Source organism: Streptacidiphilus sp. P02-A3a, assembly GCF_014084105.1.
Lineage (GTDB): Bacteria > Actinomycetota > Actinomycetes > Streptomycetales > Streptomycetaceae > Streptacidiphilus.
This window is the reverse complement of the sequence record NZ_CP048289.1, coordinates 4,836,719-4,854,457: the sequence shown is the minus strand read 5'-3', so window position 1 is coordinate 4,854,457 and position 17,739 is coordinate 4,836,719. Positions and strand designations below refer to the sequence as shown.

At 72.5% G+C, this 17,739-nt stretch carries 20 protein-coding genes and 3 pseudogenes; 12 read left to right on the top strand and 11 right to left on the bottom strand.

All coding sequences use genetic code 11. From position 1 onward, the window contains the following. Nucleotides 1-95: 95 nt before the first annotated feature. The 5 genes from GXP74_RS21140 to GXP74_RS21120 all read left to right on the top strand — a co-directional run bounded on the left by GXP74_RS21140 (nucleotide 96) and on the right by GXP74_RS21120 (nucleotide 2,937). Nucleotides 96-818 carry a hypothetical protein gene (locus tag GXP74_RS21140; RefSeq protein ID WP_182452832.1) on the top strand — a complete coding sequence of 241 codons (723 nt, stop codon included), beginning with the start codon at nucleotides 96-98 and terminating at the stop codon, nucleotides 816-818. A 320-nt stretch (nucleotides 819-1,138) separates the two neighbouring features. Continuing rightward, nucleotides 1,139-1,423 (top strand): hypothetical protein, encoded by a 285-nt coding sequence (locus tag GXP74_RS21135; RefSeq protein WP_182452833.1) that lies wholly within the window; start codon nucleotides 1,139-1,141, stop codon nucleotides 1,421-1,423. Nucleotides 1,424-1,626: 203 nt separating this feature from the next. Further along, nucleotides 1,627-1,905 carry a hypothetical protein gene (locus GXP74_RS21130; RefSeq protein ID WP_182452834.1) on the top strand — a complete coding sequence of 93 codons (279 nt, stop codon included), beginning with the start codon at nucleotides 1,627-1,629 and terminating at the stop codon, nucleotides 1,903-1,905. Between the two features lie 249 nt (nucleotides 1,906-2,154). Then, complete coding sequence (locus GXP74_RS21125; RefSeq protein ID WP_182452835.1) at nucleotides 2,155-2,445, top strand: hypothetical protein; 291 nt, start codon at nucleotides 2,155-2,157, stop codon at nucleotides 2,443-2,445. Nucleotides 2,446-2,589: 144 nt separating this feature from the next. Continuing rightward, the gene (locus GXP74_RS21120; protein ID WP_182452836.1) at nucleotides 2,590-2,937 is read left to right on the top strand and encodes a hypothetical protein; all 348 of its coding nucleotides are present in this window, start codon (nucleotides 2,590-2,592) and stop codon (nucleotides 2,935-2,937) included. 103 nt (nucleotides 2,938-3,040) lie between these two features. Here the strand turns inward: GXP74_RS21120 and GXP74_RS21115 are convergent, their stop codons facing one another. Continuing rightward, nucleotides 3,041-3,946, bottom strand: coding sequence for an alpha/beta fold hydrolase (locus tag GXP74_RS21115; RefSeq protein WP_225448087.1), 906 nt, complete (start codon nucleotides 3,944-3,946; stop codon nucleotides 3,041-3,043). 251 nt (nucleotides 3,947-4,197) lie between these two features. Then, nucleotides 4,198-5,130: a LysR family transcriptional regulator gene (locus GXP74_RS21110; protein WP_182452923.1), complete on the bottom strand. Its 933-nt coding sequence runs from the start codon at nucleotides 5,128-5,130 to the stop codon at nucleotides 4,198-4,200. A gap of 107 nt (nucleotides 5,131-5,237) precedes the next feature. On the opposite strand from GXP74_RS21110, the gene GXP74_RS21105 reads away from it, so the two are divergent. Together GXP74_RS21105 and GXP74_RS21100 are read left to right on the top strand one after the other, a co-directional pair. Next, a complete protein-coding gene (locus GXP74_RS21105; protein ID WP_182452837.1) occupies nucleotides 5,238-6,131 on the top strand; it encodes an NAD(P)H-binding protein in 894 nt (297 codons plus the stop codon). Nucleotides 6,132-6,172: 41 nt separating this feature from the next. Further along, nucleotides 6,173-6,568: a darcynin family protein gene (locus tag GXP74_RS21100; RefSeq protein WP_182452922.1), complete on the top strand. Its 396-nt coding sequence runs from the start codon at nucleotides 6,173-6,175 to the stop codon at nucleotides 6,566-6,568. A 30-nt stretch (nucleotides 6,569-6,598) separates the two neighbouring features. Here the strand turns inward: GXP74_RS21100 and GXP74_RS21095 are convergent, their stop codons facing one another. Further along, the gene (locus GXP74_RS21095; protein ID WP_370468448.1) at nucleotides 6,599-7,180 is read right to left on the bottom strand and encodes a helix-turn-helix domain-containing protein; all 582 of its coding nucleotides are present in this window, start codon (nucleotides 7,178-7,180) and stop codon (nucleotides 6,599-6,601) included. 413 nt (nucleotides 7,181-7,593) lie between these two features. Between GXP74_RS21095 and GXP74_RS21090 the strand changes: the two are divergent. Both GXP74_RS21090 and gap read left to right on the top strand, forming a co-directional pair. Beyond that, a pseudogene (locus GXP74_RS21090) lies at nucleotides 7,594-8,546 on the top strand (GlxA family transcriptional regulator). 105 nt (nucleotides 8,547-8,651) lie between these two features. Continuing rightward, nucleotides 8,652-9,650 (top strand): annotated as a pseudogene (gene gap, locus GXP74_RS21085) (type I glyceraldehyde-3-phosphate dehydrogenase). Between the two features lie 87 nt (nucleotides 9,651-9,737). Here the strand turns inward: gap and GXP74_RS21080 are convergent. The 6 genes from GXP74_RS21080 to GXP74_RS40675 form a co-directional block, all read right to left on the bottom strand. After that, nucleotides 9,738-10,460: a hypothetical protein gene (locus GXP74_RS21080; protein WP_182452921.1), complete on the bottom strand. Its 723-nt coding sequence runs from the start codon at nucleotides 10,458-10,460 to the stop codon at nucleotides 9,738-9,740. Between the two features lie 258 nt (nucleotides 10,461-10,718). Next, the gene (locus GXP74_RS21075; RefSeq protein WP_225448086.1) at nucleotides 10,719-10,898 is read right to left on the bottom strand and encodes a hypothetical protein; all 180 of its coding nucleotides are present in this window, start codon (nucleotides 10,896-10,898) and stop codon (nucleotides 10,719-10,721) included. Between the two features lie 192 nt (nucleotides 10,899-11,090). Further along, entirely contained in the window at nucleotides 11,091-12,275 is a 1,185-nt protein-coding gene (locus tag GXP74_RS40690; protein WP_225448085.1) for a ricin-type beta-trefoil lectin domain protein, read from the bottom strand. Between the two features lie 2 nt (nucleotides 12,276-12,277). Further along, the gene (locus GXP74_RS40685; protein WP_225448084.1) at nucleotides 12,278-12,760 is read right to left on the bottom strand and encodes a glycoside hydrolase family 3 C-terminal domain-containing protein; all 483 of its coding nucleotides are present in this window, start codon (nucleotides 12,758-12,760) and stop codon (nucleotides 12,278-12,280) included. Next, the gene (locus GXP74_RS40680; RefSeq protein WP_225448652.1) at nucleotides 12,721-13,404 is read right to left on the bottom strand and encodes a glycoside hydrolase family 3 protein; all 684 of its coding nucleotides are present in this window, start codon (nucleotides 13,402-13,404) and stop codon (nucleotides 12,721-12,723) included. The genes GXP74_RS40685 and GXP74_RS40680 overlap by 40 nt, the downstream gene beginning before the upstream one ends. Nucleotides 13,405-13,477: 73 nt before the next feature. Beyond that, entirely contained in the window at nucleotides 13,478-13,675 is a 198-nt protein-coding gene (locus tag GXP74_RS40675) for a hypothetical protein (RefSeq protein WP_225448083.1), read from the bottom strand. 546 nt (nucleotides 13,676-14,221) lie between these two features. Here GXP74_RS40675 and GXP74_RS21065 point away from each other — a divergent pair. Next, nucleotides 14,222-14,755, top strand: a complete 534-nt coding sequence (locus GXP74_RS21065) for a SigE family RNA polymerase sigma factor (protein ID WP_225448082.1) — start codon at nucleotides 14,222-14,224, stop codon at nucleotides 14,753-14,755. Between the two features lie 51 nt (nucleotides 14,756-14,806). Then, nucleotides 14,807-14,968 carry a hypothetical protein gene (locus GXP74_RS21060; protein ID WP_182452918.1) on the top strand — a complete coding sequence of 54 codons (162 nt, stop codon included), beginning with the start codon at nucleotides 14,807-14,809 and terminating at the stop codon, nucleotides 14,966-14,968. Nucleotides 14,969-15,644: 676 nt separating this feature from the next. Here the strand turns inward: GXP74_RS21060 and GXP74_RS21055 are convergent. Beyond that, a pseudogene (locus GXP74_RS21055) lies at nucleotides 15,645-16,450 on the bottom strand (DNA-formamidopyrimidine glycosylase family protein). Between the two features lie 27 nt (nucleotides 16,451-16,477). After that, nucleotides 16,478-16,855, bottom strand: a complete 378-nt coding sequence (locus GXP74_RS21050) for a hypothetical protein (RefSeq protein WP_182452917.1) — start codon at nucleotides 16,853-16,855, stop codon at nucleotides 16,478-16,480. A 484-nt stretch (nucleotides 16,856-17,339) separates the two neighbouring features. Between GXP74_RS21050 and GXP74_RS21045 the strand changes: the two genes are divergently transcribed. Continuing rightward, nucleotides 17,340-17,636, top strand: a complete 297-nt coding sequence (locus GXP74_RS21045; RefSeq protein ID WP_182452916.1) for a transposase — start codon at nucleotides 17,340-17,342, stop codon at nucleotides 17,634-17,636. Nucleotides 17,637-17,739 lie beyond the last annotated feature (103 nt).

Below are 17,739 nucleotides of genomic sequence, written 5' to 3'. Positions count from 1 at the left end.
AGAGTGCCTCGAACTACTGATAGCGTTCACGCGATCACGTTGTGTAATCACAGTTGTGTGCATGAAGGGCAAGGCAGATGCGCAAGCTTCACCAGATGGCATTTCTCACCGCGATGGTTGGTGGCCTGTCCGCCGTGAGCGGCGGCGTTGGCTTCGCTGACGCGCAGTACCCGGCGACGCAGTACGGAGGCCCGCAGCTGGCCACGCAGTACGCGGCCCCCCAGCAGACCGCGCAGTACATCGCTCCCGAGCAGGCCCCCCAGTACGCGGCTCCGCAGCAGGCGCCCCAGCAGGCGCCGCAGTACGCGGCCCCGCAGCAGGCCCCCCAGTACGCCGCTCCGCAGCAGGCCCCCCAGTACGCGGCCCCGCAGCAGGCGCCGCAGTACGCCGCTCCGCAGCAGGCGCCGCAGTACGCGGCCCCGCAGCAGGCCCCCCAGTACGCGGCGCCGCAGCAGGCTCCGCAGTACGCCGCTCCGCAGCAGGCGCCGCAGCAGGCCCCCCAGTACGCGGCTCCGCAGCAGGCCCCGCAGCAGGCGCCCCAGCAGGCTCCGCAGTACGCGGCTCCGCAGCAGCAGGGTCCGCAGGCGGCCCCGAACGCCACGCAGATCGCTCCGCAGGTCGCTCCGCAGATCGCGCCCACGGTCACCGCGCCGCCCCTGCCGTCGGCCCACCAGCTGGTGCCGCAGGTCTTCCACCCGGAGCAGGAGTGCGACCCGCAGACGGTGGTCCGGGCCGACTTCCCGATCGCCGTCCTCGGCGGGGAGTCCCACACCCAGGGTGACACCTGCTCCCAGACCAACAACGCCTTCCGGAGCTGAGCGAGCGTTAGCGAAGGCGCTCCCGCCCGCGCGGTGCCGCTGAACGGGCGGTTTCGCACGGCCCGGCCGGGCGGCGGGGGCCTTCGCCGTTCCGTGTACGACACGTGCGACAAAGGACCTCGCTGGGTCGGGTCCTTTGTCGTGCCTGCCGTACACGGAACGGTGCACGCGGGTGCCGGTCGTATAGGCGCACTTCCTCGACTTCCCGGTTGCAGCGAGCCGTTGCGGGCGTTGGCTGAGTTCAGCCATTAGCCTACGAATTGTCAGAAATGTGTAGGTCCGTCACGGGCCTTGTCCTCGCACGACACTTGGAGAAACACATGCGCAAGCTCCACAAGGCGGCTGTCGTCGTCGCCCTGCTCGGCACCATCGGCTTCACCGGCGCCGGGTCCGCCTCCGCCTGGGGCGGCTCGCACGGATCGAGCTTCGGCGTGCAGCAGAGCGCCTCGTGCCAGTCGCACGACCTGAACCTGGACCTCCTGGGCGAGGTCGGGATCCTCAACGGCCTGGCCGGCAACGCGCTGAACGGCGAGGGCAACCCCGGCGGGCAGGCGACCTCCCTCGGCTCCACCGCGGGCTGCAGCAACAGCGCTTTCGGGCACTGATCAGCCCCCAGTAAACGCCTGGGGCAGGCAGGGCGTCGCCCGGCTGCGGGCCGTTCCCCCGGGAGCGGCCCGCCGCCCGGCCGGACTGCTTCGCCCCAGGTTGCCGTCACACAGCTGCGGCAAGTCGTTCCACTCTCTCCCAGGCCCCACGGACAGGGGTTTGGGTTCGTCATCGCCAACAGAGAAACCGTAGGAGAAGACACATGCGCAAGCTTCAGAAGGTTGCTGTCGTCGCGGCCCTGCTCGGCTCGGTCAGCTTCGCCGGCGCCGGCTCGGCCTCCGCCTGGGACGGCGGGGACCACTACAACGTGCAGCAGAGCACCTCGTGCAAGTCGCACGACCTGAACCTGGACATCCTGGGCGAGGTCGGGATCCTCAACGGCCTGGCCGGCAACGCGCTGAACGGCGAGGGCAACCCGGGTGCCCAGGAGACCGGTCTGGGCTCCCACCTGGGCTGCAACAACAGCGCCTTCGGCGGCTGACGGTCCGCCACGCACGCCCGGCGGTGGGCCGTCCCCTTCGGGGCGGTCCGCCGCCGGCCGGGTGAAGCCCGGCCCGCCGGCCGCGCTATCTGTCGGCTGAACGGGTGGCACTGCGCCCGGCTGCTTTACTTCAGTGGACCGCGAGATATGTATGCGGTTGGTAGTTCGTATTCGATCTTTCCGGAGCTGAACGGATGACGGTCCTGGGGACCCTGTCCGTGCGGCAATGGATTCCAAAGAGGAGAGAAAATGCGCAAGCTCCAGAAGATTGCCGTCGTCGCGGCCCTGCTCGGCTCCGTCGGCTTCGCCGGTGCCGGGACGGCGTTCGCCCACGGTGACGGCGGCTTCGGTGGCGACCAGTTCCAGGTCCAGCAGAGCACCTCGTGCAAGTCGCACGACCTGAACCTGGACGTCCTGGGCGAGGTCGGCGTCCTCAACGGCGTGGCCGGCAACCTGCTCGGCGGCGAGGGCAACCCCGGTGCCCAGGCCAGCAAGCTCGGCTCCAGCCTGGGCTGCAACAACAGCGCCTTCGGCGGCTGACGCACAGCTTCTAGTACCCGAGAACGGGTCCCGGATCCCGAGCTGCACCGGGCGCCGGGGCCCGTTCTCTTCAACTGCCCCACTCGGACGCCGGGCCCCTCGCGGCACGCGCGCTCCAACGCCGACCACAGAGGAACGCACCAGATGTTCAGCCGCAAGAAGACCGCAGCCGTCGTGTTCGCCCTGAGCGGCATCGCCACGATCTGCACGGGCACCGCCGACGCGTACGCCGGGCAGACCCACACGTGCACGCAGGACAGCCAGGGAAACCTCGTCTGCGTCGACAAGGGTCAGAGTGACAAGACCTTCACCACCAGTGACGGCACCTTCCACGTCAACCAGACGCGGGACTGCACCACGACCACGCAGCCGACCGCGTACACCCCGCAGATCGGGATCGGACAGCAGGGAACGACCCAGGTCGGGCCCACCGTCGACTGTTCCAACAACGCTCCGACGCCCCAGGGCTTCAGGCTCCCCAGCTTCCGCTGACCCGGCACGACCGGCCCGCGCCGCCGCGTGGGCGTGCGGACGGCCGGACCGGAACTGCTCACCGGTCCGGCCGTCCCCGCGCCGCCGCGGCGGCGCGGCCGTGTCACAGCTGGGTCGGCCCCGGGATGACCGGCTGGCGCGCGGTGCCCAGCCACTCGACCGGGTTGCAGTAGGGCAGTTCCGACAGCGGCTGGTCGGTGCAGAACCTCACGACCAGGTCGGAGAACTCGGCCATCCGCTCCACCGGGGCCAGGTGGTCCGCCTCCTTGATGGTGGTGAAGGCCGCGGACGGCAGCGCCGCGGCCACCTCGCGTCCCATGGCGGGGGTGCAGAGCGTGTCGTGCTCGCCGGTGCACACCAGGGCCGGTACCGCGGGCAGCGGCTCGTCCCGGTACCACTCGTGGTTCATCAGGCGGGTGTTGTGCTCGGCCGACATCATGATCTCCTCGTCGGACTGCGCCATGAACTGCGCGTAGAGCAGCCGGGAGACGACCTCGCGCTTGTGGACCGGGCCGACGTCGGGCGGCGACATGAACCGCTTGACCAGCTCGGTGGCGATCTGGGCGCGGTCCCCGAGTTCCAGCATCCGCACCCAGCGCGGTACGGCTTCGCTGTAGTCGTCGGGGATGGTCCGGGTCATGCCCACCAGGCCCAGCCGCTCCACGTGTTCGGGGTAGTGCTGGGCGAAGCGCACGGCGATGGCCCCGCCGAAGCAGCTGCCGATGAGGTTGACGCGCGGCATCGCCAGTTCCACCAGCATCCGCTGGACGTTGGCGGCCAGGAAGTCGATGCCGTGCTCGGCCGGCAGGAAGTCCGCGGTCCCGTAGCCGGGCAGGTCCACCGTCACCACCGTGCCGTGCTCGGCCAGCCACTTCTCGTGCCGCAGCCACGCGTAGCGGTTCTGAGAGGACCCCCCCAGCATCACCAACGGCTCGGTCCGCGGCCGGTCCTGGTGGACGACACGGCAGTGGTAGGCGAAGCCCTCGAAGGACAGGGTCCGCTCCTCCACCCGTGTCGTCGCCTGCGCCGCGGTCCGCCCCCGCTGGCCGGGAGGGGGTCCCGGCAGAGATGCGTGGCGTGCCGTGCCAACGTCAGAGCGCATGGAATCCCCAGAAGTGAGAGAAAAAGTACAGAACACCAATATCCTCCATACCGTCACTCATCCCTCTACAGGTCACCCATGGCGGGCGTGTCGGCCCCCCGGGCGCGTGGAGCGACTCAACGGCTCTGTCCCGCAGTCGCCTTGTGACCCGATCCGCCTCAGCCGCCAAGGGCGCGGCGGACGGCCCGGCGGAGCCAGTGGTGCGCCCCGTCGGCCGTGTGCCGGGGGTGCCAGGCCATGCCGATGGTCAGCGGCGGCAGCTCCAGGGGGATGTCCAGGAGCCGCAGTCCGAGGGCGGTGGCGTCCTCGGTCAGGGGCGAGGGGGCGGCGCCGGGGAGCGCGGCGGGTACCAGGCAGACGATGTCGCTGCGGGCGGCCAGGGCCATGGCGGCCAGGTGGCTGGGCAGCACGACGCCGACCCGCCGCCGCAGGTCCTGCTCGGCCAGGGCGGCGTCGAGGGGACCGGTGAACCGGCCGCGGCGGCTGACCGCGACGTGCTGGGCGGCGGCGAGCCGGGCCGCGGTCAGCGGCCTCTCGGTGAGCGGATGGCCCGCCCGGACGGCCGCCATCATGCGCAGGCTCACCAGTTCCTCGACCCGGGTCTCGGGGTCCACGTGGTCGATGGAGCCGACCTCCAGGTCGACCCGGCCGTCGCGCAGGGCGGTTCCGGCCTCCAGCTCCTCGGCCAGGAGCCGGAACGAGACCCCCGGCGCCTCCTGCTGGGCCAGCCGCGCCAGCCCGGGCGCCAGCGCCGCGCCGACCAGGTCGGCGGCCTGGAGGGTGAAGGTGCTGCGCAGGCCGGCGGGGTCGACACCGGTGCCGGGACTGAGCAGCGCCCCCAGGCTGCGCACCACCGCGGCGGCCTCCTCGCGCAGCGCCTGGGCGCGCGGGGTGGGGACCATGGCCTGTCCGGCCCGGACCAGCAGCGGGTCCTGCAGGACGCGGCGCAGACGGGCGAGGGTGCGGCTCATGGCGGCCGGCGAGGTGTGCAGCCGGGCCGCGGCCCGGGTGACGCTGTGCTCGGCCAGCAGGGCGTCCAACGCGATGGCGAGATTGGCATCGATGACCGGCTCCGGCTCGTCCACCAGCATTATTCCGTTTCAGTCAATGATTGCGTGCTGAAGTTCCCATTGTGGCAAGCCCGCTGCCCTCCGCAGGATGGGGGTCGTACCGATCCGGCACAACCCGCGAGGCTTACATGATCGTCATTACCGCTCCCACCGGGAACATCGGCCGCCACCTGCTCTCCCGGCTCCTGGAGTCCGCCCCCGCCGCAGGCGAGGAACTGCGCGTGGTCGTGCGCGACCCCGCCCGGCTCCCCGACGCGGCCCACGGACACGTCGAGGTGGTCACCGGCTCGCACGCGGACCCCGACGTCCTGGACCGGGCCTTCCAGGGCGCGGACGCCGTCTTCTGGCTCGTCCCCCCGGACGCCTCGCTGACCCCGCACGAGGCCTACAGCGGCTTCACCGGCCCCGCCGCGAAGGCACTCGCCACCCACGGCGTCGGCCACGTCGTCGGCGTCTCCGCGCTCGGCCGCGGCACCCCGCTCGCCGACCGCGCCGGCCTGGTCACCGCCTCCCTGGCCATGGACGACCTCATCGCCGCCGCCGGCGTCGCCCACCGGGCCCTGGCCAACCCGTCCTTCTTCGAGAACCTCCTGGAGGAGACCGACTCGATCCGCGACCACGGCGTCTTCACCGACACCGTCGACCCCGACCGCAAGGCCCCCCTCGTCGCCTGCGCCGACATCGCGACCGCCGCCGCCGGCCTGCTGCTTGACCGCTCCTGGAGCGGAACCGACAGCGTCCCGGTCCTCGGGCCGCAGGACCTGGCCCCCAACGACCTGGCCCGCATCATGACCGAGCAGCTCGGCCGCCCAGTCCGCTACCGACGCCAGCCGCTCGACGAACTGCGCACCACCCTCGTCGGCTACGGCCTCAACGAGGCCTTCGTCCAGGGCATCGTCGACATGAAGCGGGCCAAGGACCAGGGCCTGGACTCCGGCGTCACCCGCACCCCGGAGACCGCCTCCCCGACCGGCTTCGCGCAGTGGTGCGCCCGGACCCTCAAGCCCGCCCTCCAGCCCTGAGCGCCCACCCCGCCACCACCCACACCTTCGGAGGCACCCCGATGCCCGCTGAGCCGACGCCCGCCGAGCCGACGCCCGCCGCGACAACCGAACCACCGGTCACCGCGTTCATCCTGGTCAAGACCACACCCGCCTGGCTCGCCCTGACCGTCCCGGAACGCGTCACCGCCTTCACCACCCAGGTCCTGCCCGCGATCGAAGCCCGGACCAGCGGCGTCCGGTCCCGCTTCTACGACACCGAGTTCTACTCCGCGCGCGTCACCGACGTCTGGGTGTGGGAGGCCGAGGACCACCACGCCTACCAACTCCTGATCGACGCACTGCGCGAAACCCCGTTCTGGGACCACTACTTCGAGGTCGTCGACCTGCTGGTCGGCACCGAGAACGGCTACGCCCGCAGCTACGGCCTCGAACCCGTCGCCGGCGTCACCACCTGACCCGCCGCGCACGACCGGTCCGCGAGCCGGTCAGCGGGGGCCGTCGGGCCAGGCGACGTCGTCGACCGTCAGCCACGGCTCGCGGGCCGCGGCCGACGGAGCGACCCCGGCGAAGGCCGCCACGTCACGGTGCAGGTGGGACTGGTCCGCGTAGCCGCCGTCCGCCGCGACCCGGGCCGCGCTGTCGCCCGCGGCCAGGCGGTGCACCGCCCTGTCGAAGCGCACGAGCCGCGCGGCGCGCTTCGGCGGCAGCCCCACCTGCGAACGGAACCGGGACCACAGGCGCTTGCGGCTCCAGCCCACCTCGGCCGCCAGCGCCTCGACGGCGACCCGGCCCCGCCCGGCGACGATCCGCCGCCACGTCCACGCCACCTCCGGATCGACCGGCGTCCTTTCCCGAAAGCCCCGTTCGAGCAGCGCCTCGGTCACGGCGAAGCGCTCCTGCCACGACGAGGCCTCGCCCAGCCGCTCGCGGATCCGTTCCGCCGCCCCGCCCCAGAGGTCGTCAAGGGCCACGAAGCCGTCCAGATCGGCCGGGGACACGCCCAGCACCGTGTGCGCGATGAGCGGGGACAGGCGAACCTGCAGGCACTCGACGTTCTCGCCGCGCACCCACACCGCTCCGCCCAGCCCGAGCCCGCGGCGACACTGCCCCGGTGCCGCCGCCCGGCCGCATCGGTCACGATCGGCGAATCCGCGCCGAACTCCACCGCCAGCATCAGGGACGGATGCGGGATCACCCGCTGGCAGACCGATGCCGCGCCGCCGTCCCGGAACCCGGCCATGCGGACCCCCGGCAGCCGACCGGGCCCGCCGGGGCCACGACATCCCACACCGGCGCCCGTCCATCCACGCTCGACCGCATGCCCCAGGCTACGCGTCCCCGGCCGGGTAGCCGCGTCGGCGCTCCTCCCGTGACCGGCGGCCGCACCGTCGCCGGTGCGGCGAAGCGGTGCTTCTGAAGTCCGCGGAGGGCGAGCCGGGGCGCACCGGCCCGAACCCCCGCCGTCGCACGTAACCTCTTCCTGTGCCCACCCCGCCCGCATCATGTCGCCGTCCTGGTGCTCGAAGGTGCGAAGCCGCTCGATGTCGGAATCCCGCGCAGGTCTTCACGACCCGCGCGAGCATGCCCTACGAGGTGCGGGTGTGCGGGCGGCACGGGCCTGGTGGCCGGCGGCGACGGCCTCGCCTACTCCGTCGCCCACGGCCTGGACGCGCTCGCGTGGGCCGACATCGTCTTCGTGCCCGGCTACCGGTTCCCGGACCGCGACCGCCCCGCCGCGGGCCGTCGTCGAGGCCCTGATCGCCGCCCACGACCGCGGCGCGCGGCTCGCCGCCATCTCGACCGGCGCCTTCGCGCTCGCCGCCACGGGCCTGCTCGACGGCAGGCGCGCCACGACGCACTGGCACTACACCCGGGCACTGGCGGCCAGGCACCCGCTCATCCGGGTCGACGAGAACGTGCTGTTCGTCGACGAGGGCAGCATGCTCACCTCGGCCGGCGCCGCCTCCGGCATCGACCTGTGCCTGCACATCCTGCGCGGCGACCTCGGCGTGGCCGCGTCCAACCACGCGGCCCGGCGCCTGGTCGCCGCCCCCTACCGCAGCGGCGGCCAGGCCCAGTACGTGCCGCGCAGCGTCCCCGAGCCGCTCGGCGAGCGGTTCGCCGCCACCCGCGAGTGGGCGCTGCACCGGCTCGGCGAGCCGCTGACCCTGGACACCCTGGCGCGGCAGGCGGGAGTCTCGCCGCGCACGTTCTCCCGGCGCTTCGTCGAGGAGACCGGCTACACGCCATGCAGTGGGTGATGCGCGCCCGCATCGACCTGGCCCGGAACTGCTCGAACGCTCACAGCGCGGTGTCGAGCAGATCGCCGCCGACATCGGGCTCGGCACCGGCGCGAACCTGCGCCTGCACTTCCAGCGCATCCTGGGCACCACACCGAGCGAGTACCGGCGCACCTTCACCCGGGGCGAGTGACCCCGCCCACGGGTGTGGCGTGATCCTTTTGAACCATGGCGATCCCGCCACTGTCAGCGGCGCCGGCCGCGAGCGAGGCTGGTGGGGAAAGGAAGGATACCACTCATGACTCGCATCGCCATCAACGGGATTCGGCCGCATCGGACGCAACGTGCTGCGCGCACTGCTGGAGCGCGACAGCACCCTGGAGGTCGTCGCCGTCAACGACCTGACCGAGCCCGCCGCGCTCGCCCGGCTGCTCGCCTACGACAGCACCGCCGGCCGGCTCGGGCGCCCGGTGACCGTCGAGGGGGACGCCCTCGTCGTCGACGGCCGCCGGATCACGGTACTGGCCGAGCGCGAACCGGCGCAGCTGCCGTGGGCCGAACTGGGCGTCGACATCGTCCTGGAAGCCACCGGCCGCTTCACCTCGGCCAAGGCCGCCCAGGCCCACCTCGACGCGGGCGCCAGGAAGGTACTCGTCAGCGCGCCCTCCGACGGCGCCGACGTCACCCTCGCGTTCGGGGTCAACACCGACGCCTACGACCCGGCCGCGCACACGATCGTCTCGAACGCCTCCTGCACCACCAACGCGCTCGCGCCCTGGCCGCCGTCCTGGACGAACTCGCCGGTATCGAGCACGGGTTCATGACCACGGTGCACGCCTACACGCAGGAGCAGAACCTGCAGGACGGCCCGCACCGCGACCCCCGTCGCGCCCGGGCCGCCGGCGTCAACATCGTGCGACCACGACCGGCGCCGCCAAGGCGATCGGCCTGGTGCTGCCGAACCTCGACGGCAAGCTGACGGGCGACTCGATCCGGGTCCCGGTGCCGGTGGGCTCGATCGTCGAACTCAACACGACCGTCGCCCGCCGAGGTCACCCGCGACGACGTGCTGGAGGGCCTACCGCGCCGCGGCGCGGGGACCGCTCGCCGGCATCCTCGAATACTCGCAGGACCCGCTCGTGTCGTCCGACATCACGGGCAATCCCGCCTCGTCGATCTTCGACTCGGCCCTCACCCGCGTCGACGGCCGCCACGTCAAGGTGGTCGCGTGGTACGACAACGAGTGGGCTTCTCGAACCGCGTGATCGACACGCTCGAACTCCTCGCCACCCGCTGACCGGACGCCGCAGCGGTGCCCCGGAACCCGCGGGGCACCCCCGGCGCCGGGCCCGACCCCGGGGGGGGACCCGCTCGGGGCGCGGCGCTACTCCAGGGCCACGGCCATCGCCTCCGGGCCGCTGCCCGGGGTGTCGGTGCAGCGGAAGTGCCCTTCGGGCTCGGGCCGGTCGGCGGCCAGGGCCAGGCAGCGGCCCAGGGCGAGCTGGCGTAGAAGTCCGGGTGCAGGCTCTCCTGGCGCTCGCCCTGGGTGAGTCCCGGTGACCAGGAAGCGGACCCACTCGCTGGTGGCGGGGCGGGCGGCGCGGTGCCGGTGGCCTGCTGGGTGCCGGTGGCGCAGACCTCCCGGCCCTGGAAGGCGCGGACAGGTCGAGGAAACTCGGTGTGCTCCTCGGTGGCGACCTGGGCGAGTTCGGCGGTCATCTCGGGGACCAGGTGTCGTGGCCCAGTCGAGGTCGGTGTCGGAGAACGGGCAGCCGCCCACGGTGAAGCGGGTTACCCCCGGGCCGGGTAGCCGGTCCCGGGCGGCATCGGGCAGGGGAGAGGGGTAGGACTGCAGGACGAGCCGGTAGGAGCCGTCCTGGGCTCCCGTCCCACGCATCACCGCGCGGATGCTGCGCACCGCTTTGGCGACCTCCTCGCGCATCCGGGCGAACCGGCCCTCCACCGCCTCCTGCTGCGCGGCGGCGCACGAGTGGCCGCTGCCCGGTTTCAGGAACTCCTTGGTGCAGGCGATGATGACGTCCTGGAAGCCGATGTCGTTGCCGCCCACGGACAGGGCGATCAGCCGCACCCGGTGCCCGGTGGCCACCTCGCGCAGCTGGTCGGCCTGCGGGGGTTCGCTCTTGAAGGCTGCCCGCCGTCCGCCTTCGTGTACACGGCGTTGGCCAGGGCCCCGGAGCAGGCGAGGTTGACGCGCTCGGGGTCCACCAGCGGCTCGGTGAACCGGGCGGTGTCGATCTCCGCGGAGTCGGAGCGGTTGCAGTGGTCGCGTAGCTCTCGCCGTACACCAGCGCGGGCAGGTAGGCGCCACCCTGGTAGGCGCGGTCCGTGCCGCTGCGGCTGCCGGTCACCGTGGGCTGTTGCCCTGCCAGCGCCCGGCCTCGCCGGAGATGAAGCTGTCGCCCATCGAGACCACCAGCCCCGGCTCCTCGGCCGCCCCCGCCCGCGGCCCGGCGTGCGCCGGGGTGCTGAGGCCCGCGGCCCCGACCGTCATCGTGCAGGCGGCCGCGGCCAGACCGACCGTCACCGCTCTTCGTGTACGTTGTTTCATGCCTCGACTGGTACGCCACCCCGGGCCCGGCCGCCGCGCGACACGCCGCACCACCGGTCGACCAGCCGCGCGGCAGGGCCGAGCGCCCCACCCGGCGCCGGCCACGGTGGCCGCCGCCCTCGGTGGGGCGCTCGTCAGCTCAGCGGGAGACCCCGCCGCGACAGGTCGTCAGGGCTGGGTCCAGGACTGGTTGGCCCCGCCGGTGCAGCTCCAGATCTGCGTCTGCGTGCCCGCGGTGGTCGACCAACCGGTGTCGTCCAGGCACTTTCCGGACTGCGGGTTGAGCAGCGCCCCGTCCGACTGCGGCACCCACTGCTGGGCGCCGGTGCCGTTGCAGGTGTACAGGTCGACCAGGGCGCCGTTGGCGGTACCGCCGCCGACCACGTCCAGGCAGTCGCCGTCGGCCTGGACCGTGCCGTTGCCCAGCTCGCTCCACTGCTGGCCGTCGGTGCCGTTGCAGGTGTAGACGTCCACCGCGGTACCCGGCGTGTTGTTGTCACTGGCGACGTCCAGGCACAGGCCCTGGTAGCCGTCCAGCGCGGCCGCCGGCAGGGCGGTACTGGCGGGCTCGACGGTCCAGACGAACGAGCTGCTCGCCAGCGCCCCGTCGCCGTCCTTGGCGGTGACCTGGACGGTACTGGTGCCCGGCGTGGTCGGGGTACCGGTGACCGTGCCGGAACCGGAGATCGAGGTACCGGCCGGCAGCCCGGTGGCGGTGAACACCGGGCTCTGGCCGCTGGTCGAGTCGGTCGCCTTGACCGGCAGCGAGACCGGGACCCCGACCAGGCCCTCCTGCGGGCCCGGGGCGGTCACCGAGACCGGCTGGCCCAGCTGCGCCGAGGTCACCGGCAGCGTGCCGGTCAGCGGCAGGCTCGCGTCCGAGTCACCCACGTCGATGCCGTAGCTGCCGGTACTGGTGGCCCAGGCATTGCTGCCGGAGTTCCAGTAGCGCAGGTTGCTCTGGGTCAGCGGGAAGGTCACCGTCTGGCTGGCCCCCGGTTGCAGGCTGACCCGCGAGAAGCCCTCCAGCTGCTTGGGCGGCTGGCCGGAGGCGGCCGGGTCGGAGACGTAGAGCTGGGCCACGTCGGCCCCGGCCCGGCTGCCGGTGTTGGTGACGGTCGCGGTCACCGTGGCCTGGCCGCCCGCGCTCAGCGTGCCGACGCGCAGGTTGCTGAAGGAGAAGCTGGTGTAGGACAGGCCGTAGCCGAAGGGGAACAGCGGCGTCAGGTTGTTGGCGTCGTACCAGCGGTAGCCGACGTCGATGCCCTCGGAGTACTGCACGGTCCCGTTGGTGCCGGGCCACTGGGCCGCGGTGTCGGCCGGGACCTGGGACAGCGAGGTCGGGAAGGTCACGGTCAGGTGGCCGGAGGGGTCGCGTTGCCGAACAGCAGCGCGGCGATGGCCGAGCCGTCCTCCTGCCCCGGGTACCAGGCCTCAAGGACGCCCTTGACCGAGGAGAGCCAGGGCATGGTGACCGCCGAGCCGGTGTTGAGCACCACCACCGTGTTCGGGTTGGCCGCCGCCACCGCCGAGATCAGCGAGTTCTCCGAGCTGGACAGGTCGATGCTGCTCAGGTCGCTGCCCTCGGACTCGTCGTTGCCGACGAAGACCACCGCGACCGAGGACGAGGCGGCCAGCGAGGCCGCCGAGCTGTTCGAGGTGCCCGCGTTGTAGTTGACCGTGACGCCGCCGGGCGCCGCCGCGGTGATCCCCTGCAGCGGGGTGACCGTGCCGCTGGAGTTCACCGAGGCGCTGCCGCCGCCCGCGGTCAGCGGGCTGGTCGAGGCGTCCGCGCCGATCACCGCGACCGAGGAGTCGGCTGAGCCGAGCGGCAGCACGCCGCGCTGTTCTTCAGCAGCACCGTGCCCTCCTCGGCCAGGTTCAGCGCGTCCGAGGTGTCGGTGCCGCTGGTGGCGCTCTGGTCGGGCGAGCCGGTCGGAGCCTTGTCGAACAGCCCGAAGCCGAACATCTCGGTGAGGATGCCGGAGACCGCCGTGTTCAGCGTCGCCTGGCTGACCTGGCCGGAGCTGATCGCGCTCTGCAGGGTGGCGCCGTAGTAGCCGTCGTTGCCCGGCATGTCCTGGTCCAGACCGGCGTCGGCCGAGGCCACCGTGGAGTGGGTGGCGCCCCAGTCGGAGGTGACGAAGCCGCCGAAACCGAACTGCTGGCGCAGCACCGTGCTCAGCAGGTACGGATTCTGGCAGGCGGCAGTGCCGTTGACGCTGCTGTAGGAGCACATCACCGAGGAGGCCGCGCCCTGCTGGACGGCGTCCTGGAAGGCCGGCAGGTAGATCTCCTGCTCGGCCTGGGTGCTGACCACCGCGTTGTCGGAGGCGGTGTTCCGGTTGGTCTCCTGGTTGTACACCGCGAAGTGCTTGACCTGCGCCATCGTCCCGGTCGACTGGACACCCTGGATATCGGCCGCGCCCAGCGTCCCGTTCAGGTACGGGTCCTCCCCGACCGACTCGAAGGCCCGCCCCAGCGCGGGTCGCGGACGATGTTGATGGTCGGCCCGAGGTCCACGGTGCTGCCCTTGGCGGCCTGCTCGGCACCGATCACCTGCCCGTAGGTCTGCTCGGCCGAGGTGTCCCAGGGTCGCCCGCGACGTCCACCGGGGCGGGCAGCTGGGTGACGTTGTTCATCCCGTCGCCGACGCCCGCCGGACCGTCCTCCAGGTTCATCGCCGGAATGCACAACGAGCCGATGGCGGGGGTGAAACCGACATAACTCGAACCCGCGGAGCCGGTGACCAAGGAGATCTCCTGCGCCAGGACATCTTGGCCAGGACCTCGCTCACCCGCTGGGAGACGGGCGCGGTGGAGTCGACCCAGGGACAGGCCGCGGTGGCGGTCGCGGGAGCGGCGGCCGAAGCCGGTCCGGCGCCGACCCCGGCCGTCAGGCCGGACAGCGCGGTGGCCGCAGCCAGGCCAGAACACGCCAGGACCGGAGTCTCGATGGGGTACGGGACAGGTGCACCAGTGCCTCCAGACGTCCACGCGCCGCCACGCTCCCGAGCGCGCGGACCGCGGACTGAGCAGTGAGCGGGGCCCTGTCGGGTGGCAGAACCGCGGCCGCCGCCCGTCCGCGGGCGACCACGGCGCGACAGGTTCCACTGGGACGGTGCGTTCAGGAGTTCAAGCGGGGGCGACCAGCCGTCCACCACTTAATTCAAGACCTGATTGAACCCGGGCCGCATGACCCCGTCAACCCTCTGGACCAACCTCCCGGCAACCCGTGGGCCGCCCCAGCCCCTCCTTACGAGTAGAGAGCGGTACCACCGACCCAGAGGGGGCGAGACAGTGCCAAGTGAGGACACAGAGCTGCGCGAGTTCCTCAGCCACCGGCGCAACGCGCTGCTGCGCAGCGCCTACCTGATGTGCGGCGACGTCCACGCGGCAGAGGACCTGGTACAGAACACGCTGATCAAGGTGGTGATGGCGCACCGGGGACGGCGCCGGATCGACCACATCGACGCGTACGCCCGGCGCGTCCTGGTCACCACCTTCATCGCCTCCCGCAAACGCCTGTGGAACCGGGAGGAGCCGCACGACTCGCTGCCCGACGTCCCCGTCCAGGGCAGCGACACCGACCTGGGGCTGGCGGTGCGCGGCGCGCTGCAACGGCTGGCGCCACGTCAGCGAGCCGTCCTGGTCATGCGGTTCTTCGAGGACCAGAGCGTCCAGGGCGACGGCCGAACTGTGGGCGTGAGCGAGGGAACCATCAAGAGCCAGACCGCCCGTGGCCTGGCCGTGCTCCGCGAAGCCCTGGGCGGCGCGATCGGCACACTCGTGGAGGACGAGGAGGCATCGAAGATGCGCGAGGTGATCCGGTGACCGACTACACCGTGAAGGAAACTGCTCGACCACGCCCTGAACGGCCTGGCCGTGCCCAGCGAGGACACCACCGAGACCGTGCTCGCGGACGCGGCCCGCCACCGGCGGCGCAGGCGTACCGCGACGCTGCTGGCCACCGGCGCCGGACTGGCGGCGGTCGCGGCCGGCGGCCTGGCGCTGCCGCACGCCACCGCCCCGGCCGGGGACCGGTGACGGCCACGGCCACCGTGCCGCCCGCCGCCCGTCCCGCACCGGCGGCCGACCCCACGGCGACGATCGCGGCCCTGCTCCCGCGCGGCAGCGGCACCGTCGCCAGGCTCAAGGACCTGTCGCCCAGCCCCGGCGACTCCTCCAGCAGGGCCTACGCCACCTCCCGGTTCGACGGCAACTACCTGATCACCAGGCACGGCCTCAGCGCGGGCCTGATGATCGAGTCGTACGACCCGGCAGCCAGTCCCGCCCAGCGGCCCCTTCGGACCCTTCGGCGCCGACGCGTGCAGCGACGAACCGCCCGCCTGGAAGTGCGGCGCGACCAAGCTGGCGGACGGGGCCTGGCTCTACCTGCAGAACCTGCCCGTCGGCGCCTGGACCGAGAGCGGCACCATCGGCGTCGAGGCCGGGCATCAGCTACCCCGACGGACGCACCCTCGAAGTGGTCGCCCTGGACAACGACGGCGGCCTCGCCGGTGCCGGGAGCCGGGTGCCCGGCTGGAGCGAGCCGCCGATGACCCGCGCCCCAGCTGGCCGCGTTCGTGCAGAGCCAGGCCTGGTTCCCCTGAGCACACGACCGCACCGCGGGCCGCGCGGTCGCGCGAGGGGCCGCCGACGGTGATCCTGATCTGCGCCTCCCACCCGCCCGGGCATGGAGTACCGGTCATGGAGTACCGGTTCAGGGGGAAACCGGGACGGCGGGCCCCGGTTGGCAGTTTCGGCACAGAAGACGACGCGCTGCTGGGGCGGACTCCCGATCGTCGAGCGGGTGATGCGGGTGCCGCAGCGGCGGCAGGGGCGGCCCGCGCGGGCCGTAGACCCAGTGACGCCGGTCCGGGTGGGTGTCGCCGGTGGTGGTGTGGCCGGGGCGCAGCCGGTTCAGTTCCATGACCCGGTGAGCCAGTTCGAGCAGCCGGTCGGGCCGCGGGACCTCGCCGAACGGGGTCCAGGGGCTGACTCGGCCAAGGAAGCACAGCTCGTTGGCGTAGACGTTGCCGATTCCGGCCAGGTTGCGCTGGTCCAGCAGAGCCAGGGCCAGCGGGCGCAGCGGATCATCGGACAATCGCCGCAGTGCCCGGGCGGCGTCCCAGTCGGGTCCCAGCAGGTCCGGGCCCAGGTGCCCGACGGCCTTGTGCTCGTCGCAGGTCGCATCAGTTCCACCACGGGAAGCCGTAGCCGACCGCGGTCCGCGCGGCATTGCCCAGGACGACCCTGATCTGGTGTGCCGCGCCGCCGGTCCAGCGTTCACCGGTGCTGTAGAGCCGCCAGCGGCCGTCCATCCGCAGATGGGTGTGGAGAGTCAGCCCGCCGTCGATCCTGGTGAGCAGGTGCTTGCCGCGCGGGACCACCTCCAGGACCCGCCGCCCTGGCCAGGTCGGCGGTGGCGTGGGCCGGGACGCGCAGGTTGGCGCGGGTCAGGACACGATCCGCCAGGGCGCCGTGCAGTTCCGCGCAGATCCGGAAGACGGAGTCACCTTCGGGCATCCGGGCCTCCCAGCCGACGGGGCAGCGTCACGACCCGGCTCCCCACCTGCGGTCGCTTCGACGGACCTCCACGGACCCCGTGCTACTGCCCGGTGTCGGGCCGGGACTCGGCTGTGGCGGCGTCCTCGACCGCTCGACCTGGTGAGCCAGTTCCTCGGCGGGGATTCCGCTCGGAGCGGCATCGTGGCGAGCGGCGAAGCCGTCGACCGGACCGGGGGAGGACTCGTGCAGTTCCAGCACCAGCAAGGCGGAGCCCTCGGCCACGCGGGCACCCAGCACGATCAGGGCGGGAGTCTCGGCGAACTCACGGCGTTCCTCGGCCGTGGTGGCGAGTGCCGCGCCGGCGGTGAAGCCCACCATGGCTCCGGCCGGACCGGCGAGCAGCCCCACCAGCCCGCCGAGCACGCCTGCTCCCAGCGCGGAGGCGACCGCGGCCGCGCGCGTAGCCCTCCACCGGGGCGATTCCCCCCTCCTGCGACCGCGCCAGGACCGCGGCCCGGCTCAGGCCCGGAAGATGCTTGGCCTCCTGGAACGCCGCGCGGCACGGTCGGGTCGGGGAAGCCGAGCAGCACCACGGTATGACTGGCGGCCATGGAGCCTCCTGGCGGTCGACGGCGCAGACACCGCCATTCTCCTGGAGGAACCTCCCATCAGGGGGGAGGACGCGCGGAGTCCGGGCGTCGCGGGGCGCGGGTGTCGTCGCTGCGGCGTCCCGTCCAGTGCGAGCGGCGGGAGCGGGGGCGCGGCCGTCGGGCCGAACCGCTCCACTCCGAGGATGTGCCGCAGCTTGACCGGGCGCACGATCACCGCGACCCGCCGCTCACCCGGCACGGTCCACTCGAAGCGCTCGACACCCAGGTACGTACGGGCTACCCGAGCGATGTGACGGATGAGCGGTGCGGCGCCGATCGAGCCGGTGATCACGGCTTGGAAGGCAGCGCGGCCCCCGGTGAGTGACCATCAGGGCCGTCACCGGACGCGCGAGATCGTCAACGCGATCCGCTACCAGGGCCGGACCGGCTGCCAGTGGTCGTACATGCCGCCGACCTGCCCCTGCCGGCCGGTCAGGTACTACTTCTGCACCTGGCGTGACGACGGCACCTCGCAGGCGCTCCCGAGATCCTGCGCTGCCCGGCCCGCGAGCGGTCCGGGCGGGCTTCGTACGTGTACCCGGCTTCTTCGATAGCTGCGGCGATCTGGTGGTTGGGAGTCTTTAGCGCTGTCAACTCACGCCCCATTAACGACCATGAACCAGGCGAACTGATGGGTGGGGAATCACCGTACCGCGG

Coding starts and splice junctions, on each gene's coding strand:
- GXP74_RS21140 (WP_182452832.1), top strand. CDS start 96: ATGGCATTTCTCACCGCGATGGTTGGTGGCCTGTCCGCCGTGAGCGGC.
- GXP74_RS21135 (WP_182452833.1), top strand. CDS start 1,139: ATGCGCAAGCTCCACAAGGCGGCTGTCGTCGTCGCCCTGCTCGGCACC.
- GXP74_RS21130 (WP_182452834.1), top strand. CDS start 1,627: ATGCGCAAGCTTCAGAAGGTTGCTGTCGTCGCGGCCCTGCTCGGCTCG.
- GXP74_RS21125 (WP_182452835.1), top strand. CDS start 2,155: ATGCGCAAGCTCCAGAAGATTGCCGTCGTCGCGGCCCTGCTCGGCTCC.
- GXP74_RS21120 (WP_182452836.1), top strand. CDS start 2,590: ATGTTCAGCCGCAAGAAGACCGCAGCCGTCGTGTTCGCCCTGAGCGGC.
- GXP74_RS21110 (WP_182452923.1), bottom strand. CDS start 5,130: ATGCTGGTGGACGAGCCGGAGCCGGTCATCGATGCCAATCTCGCCATC.
- GXP74_RS21105 (WP_182452837.1), top strand. CDS start 5,238: ATGATCGTCATTACCGCTCCCACCGGGAACATCGGCCGCCACCTGCTC.
- GXP74_RS21100 (WP_182452922.1), top strand. CDS start 6,173: ATGCCCGCTGAGCCGACGCCCGCCGAGCCGACGCCCGCCGCGACAACC.
- GXP74_RS21045 (WP_182452916.1), top strand. CDS start 17,340: ATGAGCGGTGCGGCGCCGATCGAGCCGGTGATCACGGCTTGGAAGGCA.